Origin of the sequence: Sedimentibacter saalensis (assembly GCF_007830175.1) — a bacterium.
Lineage (GTDB): Bacteria > Bacillota > Clostridia > Tissierellales > Sedimentibacteraceae > Sedimentibacter > Sedimentibacter saalensis.
Map to the genome: position 1 here is coordinate 126,136 of NZ_VLKH01000002.1, position 17,972 is coordinate 144,107.

Below are 17,972 nucleotides of genomic sequence, written 5' to 3' on the forward strand. Positions count from 1 at the left end.
TACCTATCATGCATTTTTTTCTATTACGAATAATTCAGGAGGATTATTTTCCTTGTTGGTTATTTTAACATGAATAACATTGTAAGTGGATTTGTTCAGTGAGTTCAGGTACTGAATTATTTCATGTATTTCTTGTCCTACATCGTGAGACACATATGTCGTAATGTATATTCTTCCTTCATCTTTTAGAACAGGCAGAAGATTTTCAATTGCCTTAAGCGTTGTATCAGGGTTTGTGGTTATTGTTTTATCTGAAAAAGGAAGATATCCAAGGTTAAATACTGCTGCATCTATTTTACCTTCTAAATATTTTCCAATAAATTCATGAGAATCCTTAATAACCTTAAAATTATCGAACTGTTTATTTTGAGCCAGCAAAACATTTGTCCTTTCAACTGCCTGTTCCTGAATGTCAAATGACATTACTTTTCCCTTTGCACCTGCAACATTGCTTAAAAACAATGTATCAAATCCGTTGCCGCAGGTTGCATCTATAAACATTAAATTTTCATTGCCTGAGTAGCTTGTTTTAATTAGCATGTGAACAAAGTCTACAAGCTTTCCATATTTTGAATTATCCATGTTATCCCTCCTGTCTTCCCTTTAAGAATTTAATTTCTTCTTCATTTAAATGTACCCATGCTCCGGGTTTTAAATCACCAAGATTTATTTTGCCAAATGATATTCTCTTCAGTGTTCGAACAGGGTGCCCAACTGCATCAAGCATTTTTCTTACCTGTCTGTTTTTTCCTTCATAAATGCTTACCTGGACTATAGAACTGTTACTTGAAATTTTAACAATATTTACTATGGCTGGAGCTGTTTTATAATCTTCAATTTTGACTCCGCTTTTTAATCTCATGACTGCTTCGTCGCTCATTCTTCCTTCCACTTCTGCTATGTAAGTCTTGTATATGTGATATTTAGGATGCATGAGTTTATTTGCAAGGTCTCCGTCATTTGTGAGCAAAAGAAGTCCCGATGTGTTGTAGTCAAGCCTTCCTATTGGATATATCCTTTCAGTGATGTCTACAAGGTCGATAACAGTCTTCCTTCCAAACTGGTCTTTAACTGTTGTAACATATCCTTCCGGCTTATAAAGCTTTATGTAAATAAACCCTTCTGTTTCTGAAATTTTTTTGTTGTCTACAAGAACAACATCTTTTTCAGGATTGATTTTTGTTCCAAGCTCAGTTACAACAATTCCGTTTACTTTTACACAGCCAGTTAAAATAAGATCTTCAGCCTTCCTTCTTGATGAAATACCACAGCGTGCTATATATTTTTGTAACCTTTCTTCTTCCATAAATTCCTGCCTTCATTTTTTTTAACACTTGATATTTTTTCACATTATAACACATTCTGATGACTTTGCCAACGAATAAAGAATTAAGAATGAGAGTGAAGAATTAAAGGAAAAAAAATTTAGGCAAGCCTAAATTTTTAATCTTATTTTAATTCTTAATTCTTAATTCTTAATTCTTAACTCTTAATTATTAATTGTAGTAAGGTTTCCTGTGTGTATTACTTCTTCTCCCAGGTAAATGCTGTATGTTCCACATGATGGGATATCCATGCCACTTAACAAAAACGGAACTGTAATATCACTTTCAAAGCGTATTTCTTTTTTTTCTTCTTCTGTGAGGAGATAGCTGAAAGTGTCATTTATGAATACAGGTTTTCCATCAGGAGCTTTTCCTGCATACTGTCCCTTTTCCACTATTTGATAGCTCTTGTAATTTTCAAATGCCCAGTCAAACATGGCATAGCTGTCGTTGAACCAGTACTGGTCATCTAAAACTACAACAATTATTTCAGTGCCTTCTTTTTCTGCCGAAGCTACAAGGCATCTGCCTGCAGCTTTTGTGTATCCTATTTTAATGCCGCTTCCGTACTGGTACTGATAAACAACTTTATTTTTATTGTACAGAGTTGTATTCAGGCTTTTTGCCGAATACTTCACCGATGAAGCTATTTGTTTGAACAAATTGTTTTTCATTGCATACTGGCTTATAATTGCTAAATCATAAGCCGTTGAATAGTGGTTGTCATCATGGAGACCGCTTGGATTTACGAAGTTTGTATTGTATGCACCTATTTCTGCGGCCTTGTCATTCATCATGGCGACAAATCCTTCAGTACTGTTTCTTCCTGCAAATGCAGCCAGTGTTTCAGCTGCATCATTGCCTGAACGAAGCATTGTTCCGTACAGCAAATCCATTATGGAAACCATCTGCCTTGGCCTAAGATAAAGGCTTGAACCTTCAATTCCGGTGCATGAGGCTGGAACTTCGATTTTTCTTTCAAGATTGCCTGAGTTTTCTATTGATAAAATAGTTGTCATTATTTTTGTGGTGCTGGCAATAGGAAGTTTCTCGTCTGCATTTCTTGAACCAATAATCCTTCCGGAATCAGCATCAATGACTATGTAGGACCTGGCTGCCGAAGAAGGAATTGCTTGGGCTGTCTTACAGGCAATCAATGAAAAAGCAAAAATTAAAACAAAGACTTTATATCTATATTTCACTTTCCTTTTTCTCCCTTACATCTTTAATGAATGTCATGATGTTCATAATGGACGATGTCAAATCTGTAGATGTTGTTTCATTATTGATGTTGATGGTCCTTACATCCTTGTTTGGCGATTCATATATGAGGACTTGCGGATTTAACTGCAAATTTACATATGCTGCTCCGGCAAAAGGTTTCAAATCCACTGAACGGAATTTTTTGTCAATGTCACTTCCGCCAATTACGAAATTCATGTTTAGTTTTGAAATAGCAAGATAGTTTGTGTTGTCATAATTTATCTTGCTGCTTATGAGTTTTTCGTTCTCAGTAAGATTGTTGATGTTGTCTAAAGTTGTTTTAATGATGCTTTCGATGTCGTTGCTCATTTTTATCCCCTTTCTGTTTTCATTTTAATACAGTATGCCCTAAAAAAGGAGAAATAAACATTATTCGTTAAGCAGAGATTTTTTTAAAATATTGTTCACTACGACAAATTCCAGTGCAAATGTTGAAGAATCATCACGAATCTCGGGATATAAAGATATGTTCTTTATTATGAATGCCTTCATGATTCTTCTTGCATACTTTCTTACATAATGAATGTAATCAAAATGTGCCTTAACCTTCTTTACTGATTTTGTTCTTTTATACCTTGATAGTATTTTTTCTGCAAATACCGAATAAAATACTTTTTTGTAAATGTAATGTTTTTTTTTGAAAAGTATCATGTATATGTTCATGCATACAAAAGACGATGCAATATTTAGTTTGCACCATATTTTAACGTTGAAATACACAAATAGAAGTCCCCCGACTGTTAACAAAATTATCCATATTCCCATATTAAAATAAAAGCAACGTCCTACGTTGCTTTTTTCTCCTCTTCTGTTTCTATTTTCAGTGCAGGAAGTTCGTTAATTGAATTTAATCCAAAATGCCTTAAAAACTCATCAGTTGTGGAATAAATTGCAGGTCTTCCAGGTTTGTCAAGCCTGCCAACTTCTTTTATAAGGTTTTTATCAAGAAGTCCTTTGATTACATTTGAGCATTTGACTCCTCGAATAAGCTCGATTTCTACTTTTGTAACAGGCTGCTTGTAAGCAATTATGGACAAAGTCTCCATAGCTGCTGTTGAAAGGCTCTTGTTTACTGTTGTCTGAAGAAGGCTTTGAATAAAGTCATAATTTTCTTTTTTTGTTGTTATCTGATACGAATTGCCGAATTTTTGTATTACCAGGCCTCTGTCTGTATCCTGGTTGAATGAAATCATCATTTCTTCCAGTATATGGTTCACATTGCCGGTGGACATATCCAGTATTCTTGAAATTTCATTGATGTTCAACGGTTCGCCCCATGCAAAAAGAAGGCTTTCTAATACACTTTTAATATTCATTATTTCTCCTATGCAGCGATTATTATGATGTCGCTGTATGTATTGTCTTGATAAATTTTCATTCCTTGTTTGTTTGAAATTTCCAGCACTGCCAGGAAAGTTGTAATGACATATTCCTTTGTAATCTGCTGTTTTTCTCTGAATGTTGAAAACAGAGACACGCGGCCAGATAATTTTAACTTTTTCAGCAGTTCGTCAACACAGTCTTTCACGCTGTAATTTTCCCTGTAGACCTTGAAAGTGTCCTCTGTAACTATTTTTATGTTTTGATTTTTTATAAGCGACAAAAATACATTGTACAGCTCATAAATGTTTATTTCATTCAATGAAAGCTGTTCTACCTTCACATCTGAAGTGAGGGCCAGTTCTTCCTTTGGCTTTGAAAAATAGTAACTGCTTTCATCTTCATATTTTTTAAGAGTTTCTGAAACATCCTTAAACAACTTGTATTCCAAAAGCTTGTTGACAAGTTCCTGCCTGGGGTCCTCACTCTTTTCCTTTTGAGGCAGCAACATCTGTGATTTTATTTCAATGAGAGTTGATGCCATTAAAATAAATTCGCTGGCCACATTCATGTTAAACTGCATCATTTGTTCAAGATATTCGATGTATTGATCTGTTATTTCAGCTATGGGGATATCGTATATGTCGATTTCCTTTTTCTCAATAAGGTGGTACAATAAATCGAATGGGCCTTGAAACACGTTGATGTTTACGGAATATTCCATTTTTAACCTCTGTTATCTTATTATATTCTCTAACACATTATTTAAATAAAATTTAAAAAAGTTTTCCTTTTCAATGTCTTTTTCAGGATACAGTTTGTACTCGCCCAACATTTTACCATCTTTGTACAATACTGCTTTTCCTATGGCAACATCTTTGCTTAAAGGAGCTTTTAAATTTTCTTCTAATACATATTCTAAATTAAAATCTTCAGCCTTGCAATTACTTTCTGTAAAATAATAGATATTTTCTTTGCTCACAACGTTAAAATCATCATTTACGCCGCAGTATACAGGTGAAGTTCTGATAACATCACCCTTTGAATGGAATATGATGTTTTTGTAGTTTGCAAATCCTTCGTTAAGAATTTTTTGAATTTCAGCAAACCTTATTTTTGTTGTATCACTGCCGAGAACAACTGCAATGAGCGTTGTGTCGTTTCTTTTGGCTGCTGCAGAAAGACAGTATTTCGCTTCATTTGTGAATCCGGTCTTGCCTGCTAAAAGACCTTCATAGTTGTTTATAAGCCTGTTTGTGTTTACAAGAACCTGTTCTGAATCCTTTTCTTTTCCAACGTACACTGAATCCATCCATGTAAGCATATATTCGTTTACATAATCATATTTAAGTAACTCTTTTGTCATTAATGCAATATCATATGCAGTTGTCAGATGTTCAGGCTCAGGTAATCCTGTTACATTCACAAAATGTGTGTTGTTCATTCCCAGTTCCTTTGCTCTGTCATTCATTGCTTTAACGCATCCTTCAACAGAACCGTACATGAATTCAGCCATGGCCACTGAAGCGTCGTTTGCCGAACGCATGGATATAGCTTTAAGCATATTTTCCACTGTCTGTGTTTCATAGGCTTCAAGATAAATCTGGCTGCCTCCCATGCCTGCTGCGTTTTCAGAAATTGTAAGTTCCTGTTCTAATTTTATTTCACCATTATCCATTTTTTCTGAAATTAAAAGCAAAAGCATTATTTTTGTTATGCTTGCCGGTGCCATCTTGTCACTCATGTTTTTTTCAAACAACACCTGACCGTCATCGGCATTTATAAGCACCGCTGAACGAGATTGAAGACTGCCTGCTTCAAGACCGTAAACCGGAACAACAGCAGTATTTGCCGCCAACAGCATCAAAAAAAATATGGCTATAAATTTCTTCATAAAAAGTACCTCCTTTTTATGATTTATAATAACCATATTTAGCTCATATATACAATTGTACTGCATTCATAAATGAATTTTTCATGGAAATTTTTAAATTAAAATATAATCAATAAAATACTTTTTTGTCGAAAATGTTGTAATTTAGTCTATTTCCTGGAAAATTAATTCAATATATTTCCCAAAAAACTTGTTCCTTCAATATGATTTTCTATTTTAAAAATATCAAGTATTGTCTTTCCAATAGATGCATATGAGTCAACAATTCCAAGGTTGTTATTTTCCTTAATATTTTTTCCGAACACAAGAAGCGGAATATATTCCCTGGAATGGTCAGTGCTTTCCGTTGTAGGATCGCAGCCGTGGTCAGCAGTAATAATAAGAACGTCATCGTCCTTAAGATTTGCAGTTATTTCCGGAAGTTTGTCATCAAAATATTTAAGAGCCTCGGCATATCCTTCAACGTCATTTCTGTGACCGTAAATCATGTCAAAGTCAACAAGGTTCGTGAATATCAGTCCTTCAAAATCTTCTTTCAGAGCTGAAATTGTAGCCTCTATTCCTTCTTTGTTGTTCTTGGTATGATTTGATCTTGTAATTCCTTTGTTCACAAATATGTCTTCAATTTTACCTATTGCATATACTTCCCTGCCGCTGTTTTTAATGTAATCAAGCATTGTATCGTGTGGAGGAATCAGAGAAAAATCTTTTCTGTTGCCTGTTCTTGTGTAATTTCCTTCAGTTCCAGTGAATGGTCTTGCTATAACCCTTCCTACTCCGCGTTCACCCTGAAGAAGCGCTCTTGCTGTTTCACATATTTTGTATAGTTCATCAAGAGGAACAACATCTTCGTGAGCTGCAATCTGAAAAACAGAATCTGCAGATGTGTAAACAATGAGATTTCCTGTATCCACATGTTCTTTACCAAGTTCTTTTATTATTTCTGTTCCTGAAGCAGGATAATTTCCAATAGTCTTTCTTCCAACTTTTTCTTCAAATTCATTTATGAAATCATCCGGAAAACCCTTAGGATACGTTGGGAATGGATGTTCAAGAACCAAACCGCTGATTTCCCAGTGTCCTGTAGTTGTATCCTTGCCCTTTGACTTTTCGTTGCATTTTGCAACTGTGCCAGTGAACTTGTGGTTCTTATTTATGTCTTCGTTTCCGACTATATTTAAAAGCCCCATTTTTTCCAAATTAGGCAGGCAAAAATTTTCAACATTCATATAAATATTTTTTATTGTGTTGCTGCCAACATCGCCGTAATCTGCCGCATCAGGCAGTTCACCTATACCGACGCTGTCTAGTACTATCAATACTGCTCTTTTTATCATATTCTTCTCCTTCACATTGCTATTATAAATGTCCTTATGAAATAAGAAAGTTTCATTTATACATTTATACATATATTATACTCTCGGAAATGTCTTTTTAAACACTTCCAATGATTTAAATTCTACACTTCCCAAATAATTCTGTGCAGCTGCAAAACTAGACAGACCCATAAGCTCCTGTACAGTTCCCAAATCCGCACCGTGAGACAAAAGATGGACAGCAAAAGAATTCCTTAATATCTGCGGTGAAAGCTCATTTGTAAGATTTGCTTTTTTTTCGTAGAATTTAAGTATTTTCCATATTCCCTGTCTTGAAATTGGTTCTCCGTCTATGTTCACAAACAAAAAGTCAATATGGTCCTTGCAGCGTGTGTTTCTGAAGTTGTTTAAATAGTTAGTGATTGCATTTTTCGCATATTGGCTCAATGGAACAATTCTTTCCTTTGATCCCTCTATGTTTATTATGCCCGCATTTATGTTTATATGGCTGATTTTTATGTTTATGAGTTCTGTAACCTTTATTCCAGATGAATACAACAGTTCAAGTATGGCACTGTCACGGCTTCCTTTGAATGTGGTTATATCAGCAATTTTCATTAGCTGATTCACTTCATCCTCAGACAGCACAGACGGTATTTTTTTAATTTGTTTTGGGCTGTGAATGCTTGTGGCAGGGTTGTCCTCTATTAGCTTTTCCTTTTTCAGAAATTCAAAAAAGTTTTTCAATGCAGAAATAGTCCTTGATATGGTAGAAGAACTTTTGCCCTGTTTTTGCAGATTGACCAAGTATGTCAATATCTGAGCTTTTCTGGTTTTTGTAATATCAAGATTGTAATTATCGTTTAAATAATCCCTGAAACTGTTAATGTCATAAATATATGAGCTCACTGTATTTGGGCTCAGTCGTTTTAAATTAAGGTAATGTTTATAATTTTCAATGCTGTTTTCCATCATCTCACCACAATCTGCTTAATATCAATATATAATAACTATAGATGAAGCTGTATGCAACTACAAATAATATGTATATTAAAGAAAGTTTTATATAACTATTTATAATTATATCAAATTTATGGGAAATAGTCTCTATGTTTTTTGTCTTTTTTGTATATTTGGATATGGTGCTTGAAACAAATGTGAAATAAAAAAGTATGGGAAAAAACACAAAGTAATCCGTGAAGTTAAGAACGAAATATTTCACGTCCATGTTGAGAGTTCGGATAAGGTAGATGATAGACAAGCCGTAATAAATGCTTATAAGAATGAACAATAAGTTTATAATTTTGCCCTGACCCATGCATGTTAGAAGAATTATTGCTATGAAATATATTAAATTTCGTTTCAAGGTCATGATAAAAACTTCCATAAACAACATTTTGCTTATGCTTTCGTAGTTTATGCTTATTGCTGCTTTTGATCCTGTTAATATGTATATAAGTGCTGATAATATTAAGGAAATGATTAAAATTATTGTTAAATATAACAGTCTTTTGTTTTCCGATCTAACCAGTTTCTTCAGTGTATTGTTCATAAAAAAAACCTCCTGCTCTTTTTACAATATATGCTTGTACAGAAGGTTTAATTCTCATTTTTATGCGTGTTTAATTTTCATTAATCCAGTAAAGCATTGCTATTAATGTCTTACTGTCGTTTATTCTTCCTGTTTCCACCATTTTTTTAGCTTCGTCCTTGCTTACGGCAATTGTTTCAATAAACTCATCCTCATCAAATTTTGTTGATGTGAAAGTCAAGTTTTCAGCCTTGAACAAGTATATTTTTTCATTGGTGAAACCAGGTGATGTATAAAATTCAAAAATAGAATTTATTATGTCTGCTTCATATCCCGTTTCTTCTTTTAGTTCTCTCAATGCACATTCATCAGGTTCTTCGGCAATATTCATTATTCCTGCCGGAACTTCATAAATGAAATCTTCTATTGCTTTTCTGTATTGTCTTACTAAAAGCATTTCATTTTTATCGTTTATTGCAACAATAGCTGATGCGCTTTTATGTTCAACAATTTCTCTTTTTGCATATTTCTGATTTTCCAGCTCGACAGTATCAACTCTTAAATTTATCATTCTGCCTTCAAAAATCTTTTCACTTTTTACTGTAATTTCAGTATTCAAAATTGCCTCCTGCAAATTCTTGCAATTTACCTAATTTTCCAATTTTATTTGCAAAATTTTTTGATGTTCGCTTAATTGTAATAATTATAAGGGTTTTTGTCAAGCCCAATTATGAAATACACATAACTCCTTGCCATGGACAAGGAGCAAAGAAAAATTGATATTATTCCAAAATCTGTTGCTAATTTAAGAAACTTTCTGCTCAAGACGAAGCTTGTCGGCTATCATGGCAATAAATTCTGAATTAGTTGGTTTACCCTTGTTATTATGAATTGTGTAGCCAAAAATGTTATTTATTGTTTCAATTTTTCCTCTTGTCCATGCCACTTCAATTGCATGCCTTATAGCACGTTCAACTCTGCTTGGAGTAGTGGTGTATTTCTGAGCTATCATAGGATACAGTTCTTTTGTGATTGCTCCTAGAAGTTCGACATTATTAACTACATCAATTATGGATGTCCTTAAGTACTGGTACCCCTTAATGTGAGCAGGAACTCCAACTTCATGGAGAATTTCAGTGATCTTCACCTCAAGACTCAGTTCTTCGTTCACTTTCTCATTATATGCTATTTCTTTGCTCTTATTTTGAACTTTTGAAGTTTCCAGCTCAGAAATCTGAATCAGTCTGTCTGCAAAAGATTCAAAATTAAATGGTTTGACAATGTAATACTCAACACCCATGTTAATTGCCCTTTGAGTAACCTTGTCATGACCTACTGCTGATAAAATGATAACCTTCGGAAACTTCTTCAATTCTTTTTTGTGAAGTTTCTCCAATACACCCAGACCGTCAAGATGTGGCATTATAATATCAAGAATCAGGATGTCAGGCTCATACTTTTCAACAGCCTCAAGAGCTTTTAATCCGTCATCTGCCATTTCAACCACATCAAATACATTTTTGCTGATTAAGAAATCCTTTAATATCAATCTGAATTCCTTGTTGTCATCGGCAATTACAACTCTAACTTTTTTTAACATTTAGTAAATCCCCCTGATCTAAAATATATTTCTCATATCAATATACGCAGGAAAACTAAAAAACCCTTTTTTTTTATAAAATATTTTTTAATAATTTATAAATTTTTCTAATATCCTATAAAACATTGTTTTTCAGCCTCTTTACTCTAATTATATTACATTTTTACAAAAATATACCAAAAATTATATTTTTTTAATGTGTATTGTAAATTTCATCAAAAATCCATTCTATATATATTCCGTATCCTTTAGTAGGGTCGTTCATGAACACATGGGTTACAGCTCCAACAATTTTGTTGTTTTGAATTATGGGGCATCCGCTCATCCCCTGTATTATTCCGTTTGTTAGTTCAAGCAAATCCTGATCCACAATTTTAATCACAAAGCTTTTTTCATCTGGTTTGTTCTGGTAAAAGATTTTTGTAATTTCAATATCATAAACCTGTATTTCATTGTTGACACATGAATAGATTTTTGCAGGACCAAGTTTCAATTCTTCCTTTTTACCTACTTCAATTAGATCTTTGCTGAAATAACCCATGCTTTTTTCATTTATTTTGCCGTATATTCCAAAATCCGTGTTGTTTTCAACTGTACCAAGGCTGGTTTCATTCTTTAATATATAACCTATAATTTCACCAGGCTCTCCTTTTTTTCCAAGTTTAATGCTTGTTATGTTTGCCTTGGAAATTGTACCTGTTTCAATATCAATGAGTGTGCCTGTGTCAGAATCGGAAATTCCATGTCCTATGGCGCTGAATTTACCAGTGTCGGGATCAATAAATGTTACTGTTCCTATTCCGGCAATGTCATCTCTTGCCCAAAAACCAAACTTTATTTCATCGCTGTTGTATATTTGAACAGGAGTTACGTCTACATTCATTAATTTTCCTGCTCTTTCAATTTTGAAGTCGTAATTTTTTACTCCTTCAATTGCTGTGTAATTAAGTATGTCGTCGGTATTTCCAATTCGAAGGGAGTCAATTTCTAAAATCTTATCACCTAATTGAACTCCTGCAAGTTTTGCAGGTGATGTTGATAAATTTTCAGTATTTACTATATCGGCCAGGCCTACAACCAATACTCCTTCTGTTTTTAATTCAACACCTATTGTCTGCCCTCCCGGAATTACATACTTACCTTCTGTTTCTGATACTGTCTCGAGTTTTGTTAATACATATGGGTGTGTCTTAAGATCAAATCCGAGATAAACAGCTGTCAGAAGCGAAGCAATAAAAAAAATAAAGAATAAAACTCTTCTAGCGAAATTTTTCATCTTGCTCTCCTTAAAGTTTTATCCTTAATTTCTCCATGTGGCTATTAATTTATTCTATAGTTTAGAGTTAATATTTTTGAAATCATAGTTAAAGGTTTAACTGCAGGAGAAAAATTCGTTAAATTATTGAATATTGTTGTTGGATTCTATGAGTTCTTTGGCATTGTTAAGAGATTTGTCCGTAATCTTCATGCCGCTTAAAAGTCTTGCGATTTCATAAATTTTATTTTCTTCATCAAGTTTTCTTACTGTGCTGTAAGTATTATTTCCAACAACTTTTTTTTCAATGAAAAAATGATTTTTTGAAATTGATGCAATTTGCGGTGAATGTGTAACACAAATAACCTGATGCTTGGCAGAAATGTAATTCATTTTTATTCCTGACATCTGAGAAGTCTTGCCGCTGATGCCTGAATCTATTTCATCAAAAATCATGGTTTGATCACTATCAATATCGCTTGTAATTTTTTTGAAAGCAAGCATTATACGTGAGGCTTCTCCGCCTGATACAACTTTCTGAACGGAATTTAAATCGCTTCCAACATTTGTGGATATTAAAAACTCCACTTGGTCGTTGCCGTCAGCAGCAAAAGAATTTCTTCCTTGTATATCAACCTTGAACTTAATGTTTTTCATGTTCAGGTCGTCTAGTTCCTTCAGTATTTGTTTTTCAAGCATTGAAGCTGCATTTTTTCTTAATTTTGAAATTTCTTCTGCGCACTTTTTCAAGTCTTTATATAGTATGTCTTTTTCTTTTACCAACATGCTTAGTTTTGTTTCTGCTTCAGTAAGTATGTTTAATTCTTCCTGTGAAGAACTTTTGTATTCAATTATTTTATCAATAGAATAACCGTACTTCCTTTTGAGCCTGCTTATGAGAGACATTCTGTTTTCAATGAAATTAAGCTTGCTTTCATCAAGATCAAGCTTTTCTGAATAATCCCTTAAATCATGAGCAAAAAACTGTTGCTCTTCAAGTATTATTTCAAGCCTTGAAAGAAAATTTTCCAGCTTTTCATCATAGCTTTTGATTTTGTTCAGCAGGCTGTAAACGTTATTCATGCCGGCACTGGCACTTAAAATTTTATTTGCCTCATAAAGAGACCCTTTTATTTCCTGTACATTTGAAAGCTTTTTAATTTCCTTCAGAAGCTCATCCTCTTCTTCTGGCTTCAAATCGGCCTCTTCAATTTCATTGATTTCATAGTTTAGCTGTTCAATTTTAAGATCCTTGTTTTCAAGCTTATCTTTTATTGTTTCAATTTCACGGCATTTTTTGCTGTGCTCTGAATACAGACTTGAATATACCTCAAATAATGGGCTCAATTCTCTTTGAACAAGACTATCAAGAAGAATTATGTGATTTTCTTTTTTAAATAAACTTTCATGGCCGAACTGTCCATATATGTCTATAAGGTACTTCCCAACTTCTTTTAACATATTAAGAGGTACTGTTCTTGTATTGATCTTGTTTATGCTTTTTCCGTTTTCAAGTAATTCTCTTGAAATTATTAGATAATCTTCCTGGCTTATTTCAATGTTGTTGCTTTCTAAAAACTCTTCGAGATATCTATTGCCTGATATGTCAAAAATTGCTTCAATCAGTGCACTTTTCTTACCTTTTCTTATTAAGTCTTTAGAAGATCTTTCTCCTAATATAAGAGACAAAGCTTCAATTAAAACTGATTTACCGGAACCTGTTTCTCCAGTGAAAACATTAAATCCGTTTTCAAAGTTAATAGTTTCATTTTCAAACACAGCAAAATTGCTGATGTTTAAACTTATCAGCATATTATCACCATTATCTTATATTCTTTTTAAATTCCTGAAGCACATATTCAACACTTTCCAAGGATCTGATTGCCACAAATACTGTGTCATCTCCTGCCAATGTGCCTACGATTTCATCAACGCCCATGTAATCAATGGCAGATGCGCATATTTGTGCAGCTCCGGGTATTGTCTTAATAACAACTACGTTCATGGCATTGTCAATTGAAACAACAGAGTTTTCGAAAATTTTGTACAGTCTGTCAGTGATGCCTTCCTGGCTTTGTCCGATTGTAGCATATTTGTATTTTCCGTTTTTTGACATAACCTTCACAAGTCTTAATTCCTTAATATCTCTGGAAATAGTGGCTTGTGTTACGTCAATGCCCATGGCTTTCAAACCTTCGGCAAGTTCTTCCTGAGTTTCAACTTCTCTCTTTGAAATAAGCTCAAGAATTTTTGATTGTCTGGTATACTTTTTCATTTGTCACCTCATAAATTTTTTATAATATTTCAAAAGCCTCTTTTATTAAGTCTTTGAAATTGATTGCTTTTTTATCCCTTTTGCGTTTGCTTATTAAAGCAAGGTATTCAATATTTCCGTCTCCGCCTTTTATGGGAGAATAGGTAATGCTTTCTAAATGTAAATCATTGTTGCTCAAGTACTTTTCTATGTTGTTTAAAACCATCAAATGGACTTTCTTGTCCTTGACAATTCCATTTTTTCCTATGTTTTCTCTTCCAGCTTCAAACTGTGGTTTTATCAACACAACAATTTTCGTATTATCGTGACTGATTTCGACAATTTTAGGTAAAATTAAATTTAACGATATAAAAGAAACATCTACAGTAACAATATCAATTGGTTCAGCAAACAATGATACATCAGCATATCTGATGTTTGTATCTTCCAAGTTGATAACTCTTTTGTCATTTTTTAATGATTCATGAAGCTGATCGTGGCCAACGTCCACGGCATATACTTTTTTTGCTCCATGTTTTAACAGATAGTCGGTAAAACCTCCGGTGGAAGCACCAATGTCAACTGCTGTTATTCCTTCGAAATCAATTTTAAAAAACTCTGCAGCTTTTTTAAGTTTGTCTGCCCCTCGTCCTACATAGCTGAAAATATTTTTTACTTTAATTAAATCTTCGTCTGTAACCTTAATTGAAGGCTTTTCTGCCAACTTGTCATTGACGTACACACAACTTTCTTGAATGAGCTGTTTAGCCCTTTCGCGGCTGCTTGCATAACCTTTGTTGTGCAGATATACATCAAGCCTATATTCTTCCATTAAATACCCTTCCATCACTTTACATAATTATTCTGCAAAAAAAAACAAATATAGGAACAATTCAATAAAATTATAGCATAGTGATTAATAAATATCAATTAATATTTTTAATAATATTTACATTTTATTCATCATTTTGTATGACGTACTTTATTTTTATTCATAAGATTCATCAATTATCTTAATCTTTTTTTGTGTGTCTTCCAATTTTCTGCTGCAATAAGAATAAGCACTCATTCCCTGCTCATAATTCTTAAGCAGTTCGTCTATGGATATGTCTTCGCCGCTTTCAAAATTCTGTACTATACGTTTCAAATCTTCTAAAGCGCTCTCAAAGCTATCGTATTTATCCTTCATTTTGCACCTCCTGCACATGTAATGTTTCTGCTTGTACTTTGAAATCTTTAAATCTTAAGTTAATTACTCCATTAATTACAACCTGATCAATATTTTTTATAACATTTCCTTTTTCATCAGAAACCATGGCAAATCCTTTTTCAAGCTTATTCAGGTAATTGTGCACTGATAGCTTTTCATGTAAAATATTAAGTTCAAAGTTCAAGTCCTTCAGCCTTCTGACTGCAGAATTTTTCATTATGTTGTTGTAAGATTCAAGCTCCATTTTCAATTTATATAAATTTTCAACAGGAAGATAACTTTTCATGATGTATTTTGACGATTTTAAATCTGCTGCCTTTAGTTTAAGCATGTTGTATGTACCTTGTTTCAAGGAAGACGCCAGTCTTTTCAGTCTATCTTCAATATCCTTGTAGCCTGTTATAATTCTTTCTGCTGCAGCAGTAGGTGTGTGACAGTACACATCAGCCACATAATCAGTGAGCGTTCGGTCCGTTTCGTGCCCTATACCTGTTACAACGGGAACATCAGATTTATATACTTCTTCGGCAACTTTAAGGTCATTGAAGACGTTAAGGTCCTCGAAGCTTCCTCCGCCTCTTGAAATTAAAATTACATCTGCTTTTGTATCATTAAAGTATTTTATTCCGCTTATTATATTTTCTTTTGATTTTTCTCCCTGCACCAAGACGTTGTAAACAACAACTTCGAAGCTTGACTTTACAGTTTCAAATGTTTTTAAAATGTCTTTAATTGCAGCACCGGACTTTGATGTTATGATTCCGATTTTTGCCGGATATAGTGGTATATCTCGGCTACGGTCAAACATTCCCTGGGCTTTTAATTTTTCCTTCAGCATTTCCAGATCAAGAAGAATTTTCCCTAAACCAACTCTCTCAATGTTTCTCACAACAAGCTGGTATGTTCCTTTTGGTTCGTAAACCGAAAGTTCTCCTTCGGCAATTATTTTATCTCCATTTTTTGAAATTTCATCAGTAAAAAAAGCAACACAATTAATACAGGAAGTTTCATCACACAAGGAAAAGTAAGTATAGCCTGTCTTGCTCATTCTTATGTTTGATATTTCCCCCTCTACTCTGAGGTTATTTAAAATTGAGTTGCTCATGAGATACTTTTTGATATACTGGTTTAATACAGAAACTTTAATAGGTTTTAATTTCATTGTACCACCTGTCTATAATGGGAAGAAATGCTGTTCCAACAGCATTGTCAGATGAATTTTGCCTTTCCGGAAGAATTATGTTGTATTCATGTTTAAGATTTTCCAAAATCAAATTCCTGATTGTGCTGTTTGATGCTACACCGCCGGCTATGATGATATTTTCAAAGTCAAATTCATGTTTTATCTGTTCAATGATGTTTAAAATGCATTGAGCAACATAATTGAACAAGGAAATAATTATGTCTTGTTTTGAATAATTTTTTTGAGTGTACAAATTGCCGTAATAATTTTCCATACCTGACAAGTTGATGTATGGCTCTTTTCTTATAGCAGGAGTCTTGATTATGACATCAGTTTTTTTGTTTTCCAAATATTCTTCCATGTGAATGCCGCAAGGAAACGGGAATTCCATCATGGTTCCTATTCTGTCTATGAGCTGCCCGAATGTTATGTCCTTTGTTCCTCCGAGAATTTCAGAAGAATATCCCTTGTGAGCTTTCTTAACACTTAAAAATTCTGTTGTTCCGCCGGACATATGGATGGCAAGTATTTTATCATTAATAGATTTATAGCCGTTAAATAAAGAAGCAGCAATATGGTTTTCCTGGTGAGAATACTCAATATAGCTGCAGTCTAAGGTTTTGGCAATTATTTTTCCATAATTCTGACCAACTGTGAACACGGGCATGTACGATCCGTCAATATTTCTTGGTCTTGAACTAACGGCAACAGTCTTAATGTTTTTAAAATCTGTTTCTATTTCTCCGTATAGCTCATGGAAGTTTTTAAGGTGCTGAAAAACTGCGTCCTGCTGCCTGAGACCTTTTTGTCCAAAAGGAACCAGAAGAACCTTTCTTTTGTCTGCAACAATTTTATTATTATTTGCATCAACCAATGCAATAGATGTGGTGTATGCACTTGTGTCAATGCCAAGCACATATTCTGTCATTTCTTGTTCCTTACAACTGTGCCGAGAATTCCGTTGATGAACTTGTGTGAATCATCGCTTGAATATTTCTTGCTTATTTCAACAGCCTCATTAATTGAAACACTGTCTGGAATGCTGTCATTGTATAATAGTTCAGCAAGAGCAACTCGTAAAACCGCAAGATCTACCTTAGCAATCCTTGTTATTTTCCAATCTTTTGAATTATCAGTAATGTTTTTGTCAATTTCATCCATGTGATCAATCATGTCACTTATTGTTTTGTTGAGATATTCCATATCCACATCATCAAGTTCAAAATGCTCAACATATCTGGACGGACAGATTTTGTCAAATTCCTTGTTCACATCCATGCAATATGCTATTTTAACTGCTTCTTCTCTTGTATCTTTTCGTTTCATATTTCCTCCGTTAATTCTTGTAACAAAATGCTAATGTAACAAACAATTATAGATTGACAATTATTAATTGTCAATCTATATTGTTATATTATTCAATTGTTAAATCAGATTCAACAATTTCTTTTTCTTTATCTTTTTCTTTTTCCTGTATTATATTCTGCACATGTACATTAACGGAAGCCACTTGCAAATCTGTCATTGTTTCTATTTCCTTTTTAACAGCTGCCTGAACTTCTTTTGCTACCTCGCTGATTTTGTAGCCATATTCCACATTTATGAAAATGTCTAAAACAACAGTATTTTCATTTATTTCTACTTTTATTCCCTTAGAGTAATTGTTCTTTGAAAATAAGTTTGAAATTCCTTCAGCTACACCCGTGCGGGCAGTACTTACGCCTTTAACTCCGCTGGTTGCAATACCAGCAATGATTATTACAACATCGTCAGAAATCTTTACCTGGCCATATTCAAAAGTTTCATTATTCATATTAGCAC

At 33.6% G+C, this 17,972-nt stretch carries 22 protein-coding genes; all 22 read right to left on the reverse strand.

What is annotated here, in order from left to right:
* Positions 1-6: 6 nt before the first annotated feature.
* Positions 7-582, reverse strand: coding sequence for a tRNA 5-(aminomethyl)-2-thiouridylate-methyltransferase MnmM (mnmM, locus tag LY60_RS03465; RefSeq protein ID WP_019227053.1), 576 nt, complete (start codon positions 580-582; stop codon positions 7-9).
* Position 583: 1 nt separating this feature from the next.
* The gene (locus LY60_RS03470; protein WP_145080059.1) at positions 584-1,306 is read right to left on the reverse strand and encodes a pseudouridine synthase; all 723 of its coding nucleotides are present in this window, start codon (positions 1,304-1,306) and stop codon (positions 584-586) included.
* 183 nt (positions 1,307-1,489) lie between these two features.
* Positions 1,490-2,527 carry a D-alanyl-D-alanine carboxypeptidase family protein gene (locus LY60_RS03475; RefSeq protein WP_145080062.1) on the reverse strand — a complete coding sequence of 346 codons (1,038 nt, stop codon included), beginning with the start codon at positions 2,525-2,527 and terminating at the stop codon, positions 1,490-1,492.
* Positions 2,517-2,897: a hypothetical protein gene (locus LY60_RS03480; RefSeq protein ID WP_019227056.1), complete on the reverse strand. Its 381-nt coding sequence runs from the start codon at positions 2,895-2,897 to the stop codon at positions 2,517-2,519. The genes LY60_RS03475 and LY60_RS03480 overlap by 11 nt, the downstream gene beginning before the upstream one ends.
* A 60-nt stretch (positions 2,898-2,957) precedes the next feature.
* The gene (locus LY60_RS03485; protein ID WP_170226095.1) at positions 2,958-3,308 is read right to left on the reverse strand and encodes a hypothetical protein; all 351 of its coding nucleotides are present in this window, start codon (positions 3,306-3,308) and stop codon (positions 2,958-2,960) included.
* A 65-nt stretch (positions 3,309-3,373) separates the two neighbouring features.
* Positions 3,374-3,904 carry an SMC-Scp complex subunit ScpB gene (scpB, locus tag LY60_RS03490; RefSeq protein WP_019227058.1) on the reverse strand — a complete coding sequence of 177 codons (531 nt, stop codon included), beginning with the start codon at positions 3,902-3,904 and terminating at the stop codon, positions 3,374-3,376.
* A gap of 8 nt (positions 3,905-3,912) precedes the next feature.
* The gene (locus tag LY60_RS03495) at positions 3,913-4,632 is read right to left on the reverse strand and encodes a segregation and condensation protein A (protein ID WP_019227059.1); all 720 of its coding nucleotides are present in this window, start codon (positions 4,630-4,632) and stop codon (positions 3,913-3,915) included.
* Between the two features lie 12 nt (positions 4,633-4,644).
* A complete protein-coding gene (locus LY60_RS03500) occupies positions 4,645-5,802 on the reverse strand; it encodes a D-alanyl-D-alanine carboxypeptidase family protein (RefSeq protein WP_145080068.1) in 1,158 nt (385 codons plus the stop codon).
* A gap of 164 nt (positions 5,803-5,966) precedes the next feature.
* Positions 5,967-7,139 (reverse strand): phosphopentomutase, encoded by a 1,173-nt coding sequence (locus LY60_RS03505; RefSeq protein WP_145080071.1) that lies wholly within the window; start codon positions 7,137-7,139, stop codon positions 5,967-5,969.
* A 75-nt stretch (positions 7,140-7,214) separates the two neighbouring features.
* Positions 7,215-8,090: a tyrosine-type recombinase/integrase gene (locus tag LY60_RS03510; protein WP_145080100.1), complete on the reverse strand. Its 876-nt coding sequence runs from the start codon at positions 8,088-8,090 to the stop codon at positions 7,215-7,217.
* A gap of 4 nt (positions 8,091-8,094) precedes the next feature.
* Positions 8,095-8,670, reverse strand: coding sequence for a hypothetical protein (locus LY60_RS03515; protein WP_145080103.1), 576 nt, complete (start codon positions 8,668-8,670; stop codon positions 8,095-8,097).
* A gap of 70 nt (positions 8,671-8,740) precedes the next feature.
* Positions 8,741-9,268 carry an NUDIX hydrolase gene (locus LY60_RS03520; RefSeq protein WP_145080106.1) on the reverse strand — a complete coding sequence of 176 codons (528 nt, stop codon included), beginning with the start codon at positions 9,266-9,268 and terminating at the stop codon, positions 8,741-8,743.
* A 186-nt stretch (positions 9,269-9,454) separates the two neighbouring features.
* Entirely contained in the window at positions 9,455-10,249 is a 795-nt protein-coding gene (gene spo0A, locus LY60_RS03525) for a sporulation transcription factor Spo0A (RefSeq protein WP_145080108.1), read from the reverse strand.
* 193 nt (positions 10,250-10,442) lie between these two features.
* Positions 10,443-11,525 carry a SpoIVB peptidase gene (spoIVB, locus tag LY60_RS03530; RefSeq protein ID WP_019227067.1) on the reverse strand — a complete coding sequence of 361 codons (1,083 nt, stop codon included), beginning with the start codon at positions 11,523-11,525 and terminating at the stop codon, positions 10,443-10,445.
* Between the two features lie 123 nt (positions 11,526-11,648).
* Positions 11,649-13,316, reverse strand: a complete 1,668-nt coding sequence (gene recN / locus LY60_RS03535) for a DNA repair protein RecN (RefSeq protein WP_145080110.1) — start codon at positions 13,314-13,316, stop codon at positions 11,649-11,651.
* 10 nt (positions 13,317-13,326) lie between these two features.
* Positions 13,327-13,779 (reverse strand): arginine repressor, encoded by a 453-nt coding sequence (locus tag LY60_RS03540; RefSeq protein ID WP_019227069.1) that lies wholly within the window; start codon positions 13,777-13,779, stop codon positions 13,327-13,329.
* Positions 13,780-13,798: 19 nt separating this feature from the next.
* Complete coding sequence (locus LY60_RS03545) at positions 13,799-14,590, reverse strand: TlyA family RNA methyltransferase (RefSeq protein ID WP_145080112.1); 792 nt, start codon at positions 14,588-14,590, stop codon at positions 13,799-13,801.
* Positions 14,591-14,746: 156 nt separating this feature from the next.
* Positions 14,747-14,947, reverse strand: coding sequence for an exodeoxyribonuclease VII small subunit (gene xseB, locus LY60_RS03550; RefSeq protein WP_145080115.1), 201 nt, complete (start codon positions 14,945-14,947; stop codon positions 14,747-14,749).
* On the reverse strand, positions 14,937-16,130 hold the full coding sequence (gene xseA / locus LY60_RS03555; RefSeq protein WP_145080118.1) for an exodeoxyribonuclease VII large subunit: 1,194 nt from the start codon (positions 16,128-16,130) through the stop codon (positions 14,937-14,939). Before xseA ends, xseB begins: the two co-directional genes overlap by 11 nt.
* Entirely contained in the window at positions 16,111-17,079 is a 969-nt protein-coding gene (locus LY60_RS03560) for a Kae1-like domain-containing protein (RefSeq protein ID WP_145080121.1), read from the reverse strand. Before LY60_RS03560 ends, xseA begins: the two co-directional genes overlap by 20 nt.
* On the reverse strand, positions 17,076-17,477 hold the full coding sequence (gene nusB / locus LY60_RS03565; RefSeq protein ID WP_145080124.1) for a transcription antitermination factor NusB: 402 nt from the start codon (positions 17,475-17,477) through the stop codon (positions 17,076-17,078). Before nusB ends, LY60_RS03560 begins: the two co-directional genes overlap by 4 nt.
* Positions 17,478-17,565: 88 nt before the next feature.
* The gene (locus tag LY60_RS03570) at positions 17,566-17,964 is read right to left on the reverse strand and encodes an Asp23/Gls24 family envelope stress response protein (protein WP_019227075.1); all 399 of its coding nucleotides are present in this window, start codon (positions 17,962-17,964) and stop codon (positions 17,566-17,568) included.
* Between the last annotated feature and the right edge of the window lie 8 nt (positions 17,965-17,972).

Excerpts from the sequence above, each read along its gene's own strand:
- mnmM (WP_019227053.1), bottom strand. The coding sequence starts at position 582 with ATGGATAATTCAAAATATGGAAAGCTTGTAGACTTTGTTCACATGCTA.
- LY60_RS03470 (WP_145080059.1), bottom strand. The coding sequence starts at position 1,306 with ATGGAAGAAGAAAGGTTACAAAAATATATAGCACGCTGTGGTATTTCA.
- LY60_RS03480 (WP_019227056.1), bottom strand. The coding sequence starts at position 2,897 with ATGAGCAACGACATCGAAAGCATCATTAAAACAACTTTAGACAACATC.
- scpB (WP_019227058.1), bottom strand. The coding sequence starts at position 3,904 with ATGAATATTAAAAGTGTATTAGAAAGCCTTCTTTTTGCATGGGGCGAA.
- LY60_RS03495 (WP_019227059.1), bottom strand. The coding sequence starts at position 4,632 with ATGGAATATTCCGTAAACATCAACGTGTTTCAAGGCCCATTCGATTTA.
- LY60_RS03500 (WP_145080068.1), bottom strand. The coding sequence starts at position 5,802 with ATGAAGAAATTTATAGCCATATTTTTTTTGATGCTGTTGGCGGCAAAT.
- LY60_RS03505 (WP_145080071.1), bottom strand. The coding sequence starts at position 7,139 with ATGATAAAAAGAGCAGTATTGATAGTACTAGACAGCGTCGGTATAGGT.
- LY60_RS03510 (WP_145080100.1), bottom strand. The coding sequence starts at position 8,090 with ATGGAAAACAGCATTGAAAATTATAAACATTACCTTAATTTAAAACGA.
- LY60_RS03515 (WP_145080103.1), bottom strand. The coding sequence starts at position 8,670 with ATGAACAATACACTGAAGAAACTGGTTAGATCGGAAAACAAAAGACTG.
- spo0A (WP_145080108.1), bottom strand. The coding sequence starts at position 10,249 with ATGTTAAAAAAAGTTAGAGTTGTAATTGCCGATGACAACAAGGAATTC.
- spoIVB (WP_019227067.1), bottom strand. The coding sequence starts at position 11,525 with ATGAAAAATTTCGCTAGAAGAGTTTTATTCTTTATTTTTTTTATTGCT.
- recN (WP_145080110.1), bottom strand. The coding sequence starts at position 13,316 with ATGCTGATAAGTTTAAACATCAGCAATTTTGCTGTGTTTGAAAATGAA.
- LY60_RS03540 (WP_019227069.1), bottom strand. The coding sequence starts at position 13,779 with ATGAAAAAGTATACCAGACAATCAAAAATTCTTGAGCTTATTTCAAAG.
- LY60_RS03545 (WP_145080112.1), bottom strand. The coding sequence starts at position 14,590 with ATGGAAGAATATAGGCTTGATGTATATCTGCACAACAAAGGTTATGCA.
- xseB (WP_145080115.1), bottom strand. The coding sequence starts at position 14,947 with ATGAAGGATAAATACGATAGCTTTGAGAGCGCTTTAGAAGATTTGAAA.
- xseA (WP_145080118.1), bottom strand. The coding sequence starts at position 16,130 with ATGAAATTAAAACCTATTAAAGTTTCTGTATTAAACCAGTATATCAAA.
- LY60_RS03560 (WP_145080121.1), bottom strand. The coding sequence starts at position 17,079 with ATGACAGAATATGTGCTTGGCATTGACACAAGTGCATACACCACATCT.
- nusB (WP_145080124.1), bottom strand. The coding sequence starts at position 17,477 with ATGAAACGAAAAGATACAAGAGAAGAAGCAGTTAAAATAGCATATTGC.
- LY60_RS03570 (WP_019227075.1), bottom strand. The coding sequence starts at position 17,964 with ATGAATAATGAAACTTTTGAATATGGCCAGGTAAAGATTTCTGACGAT.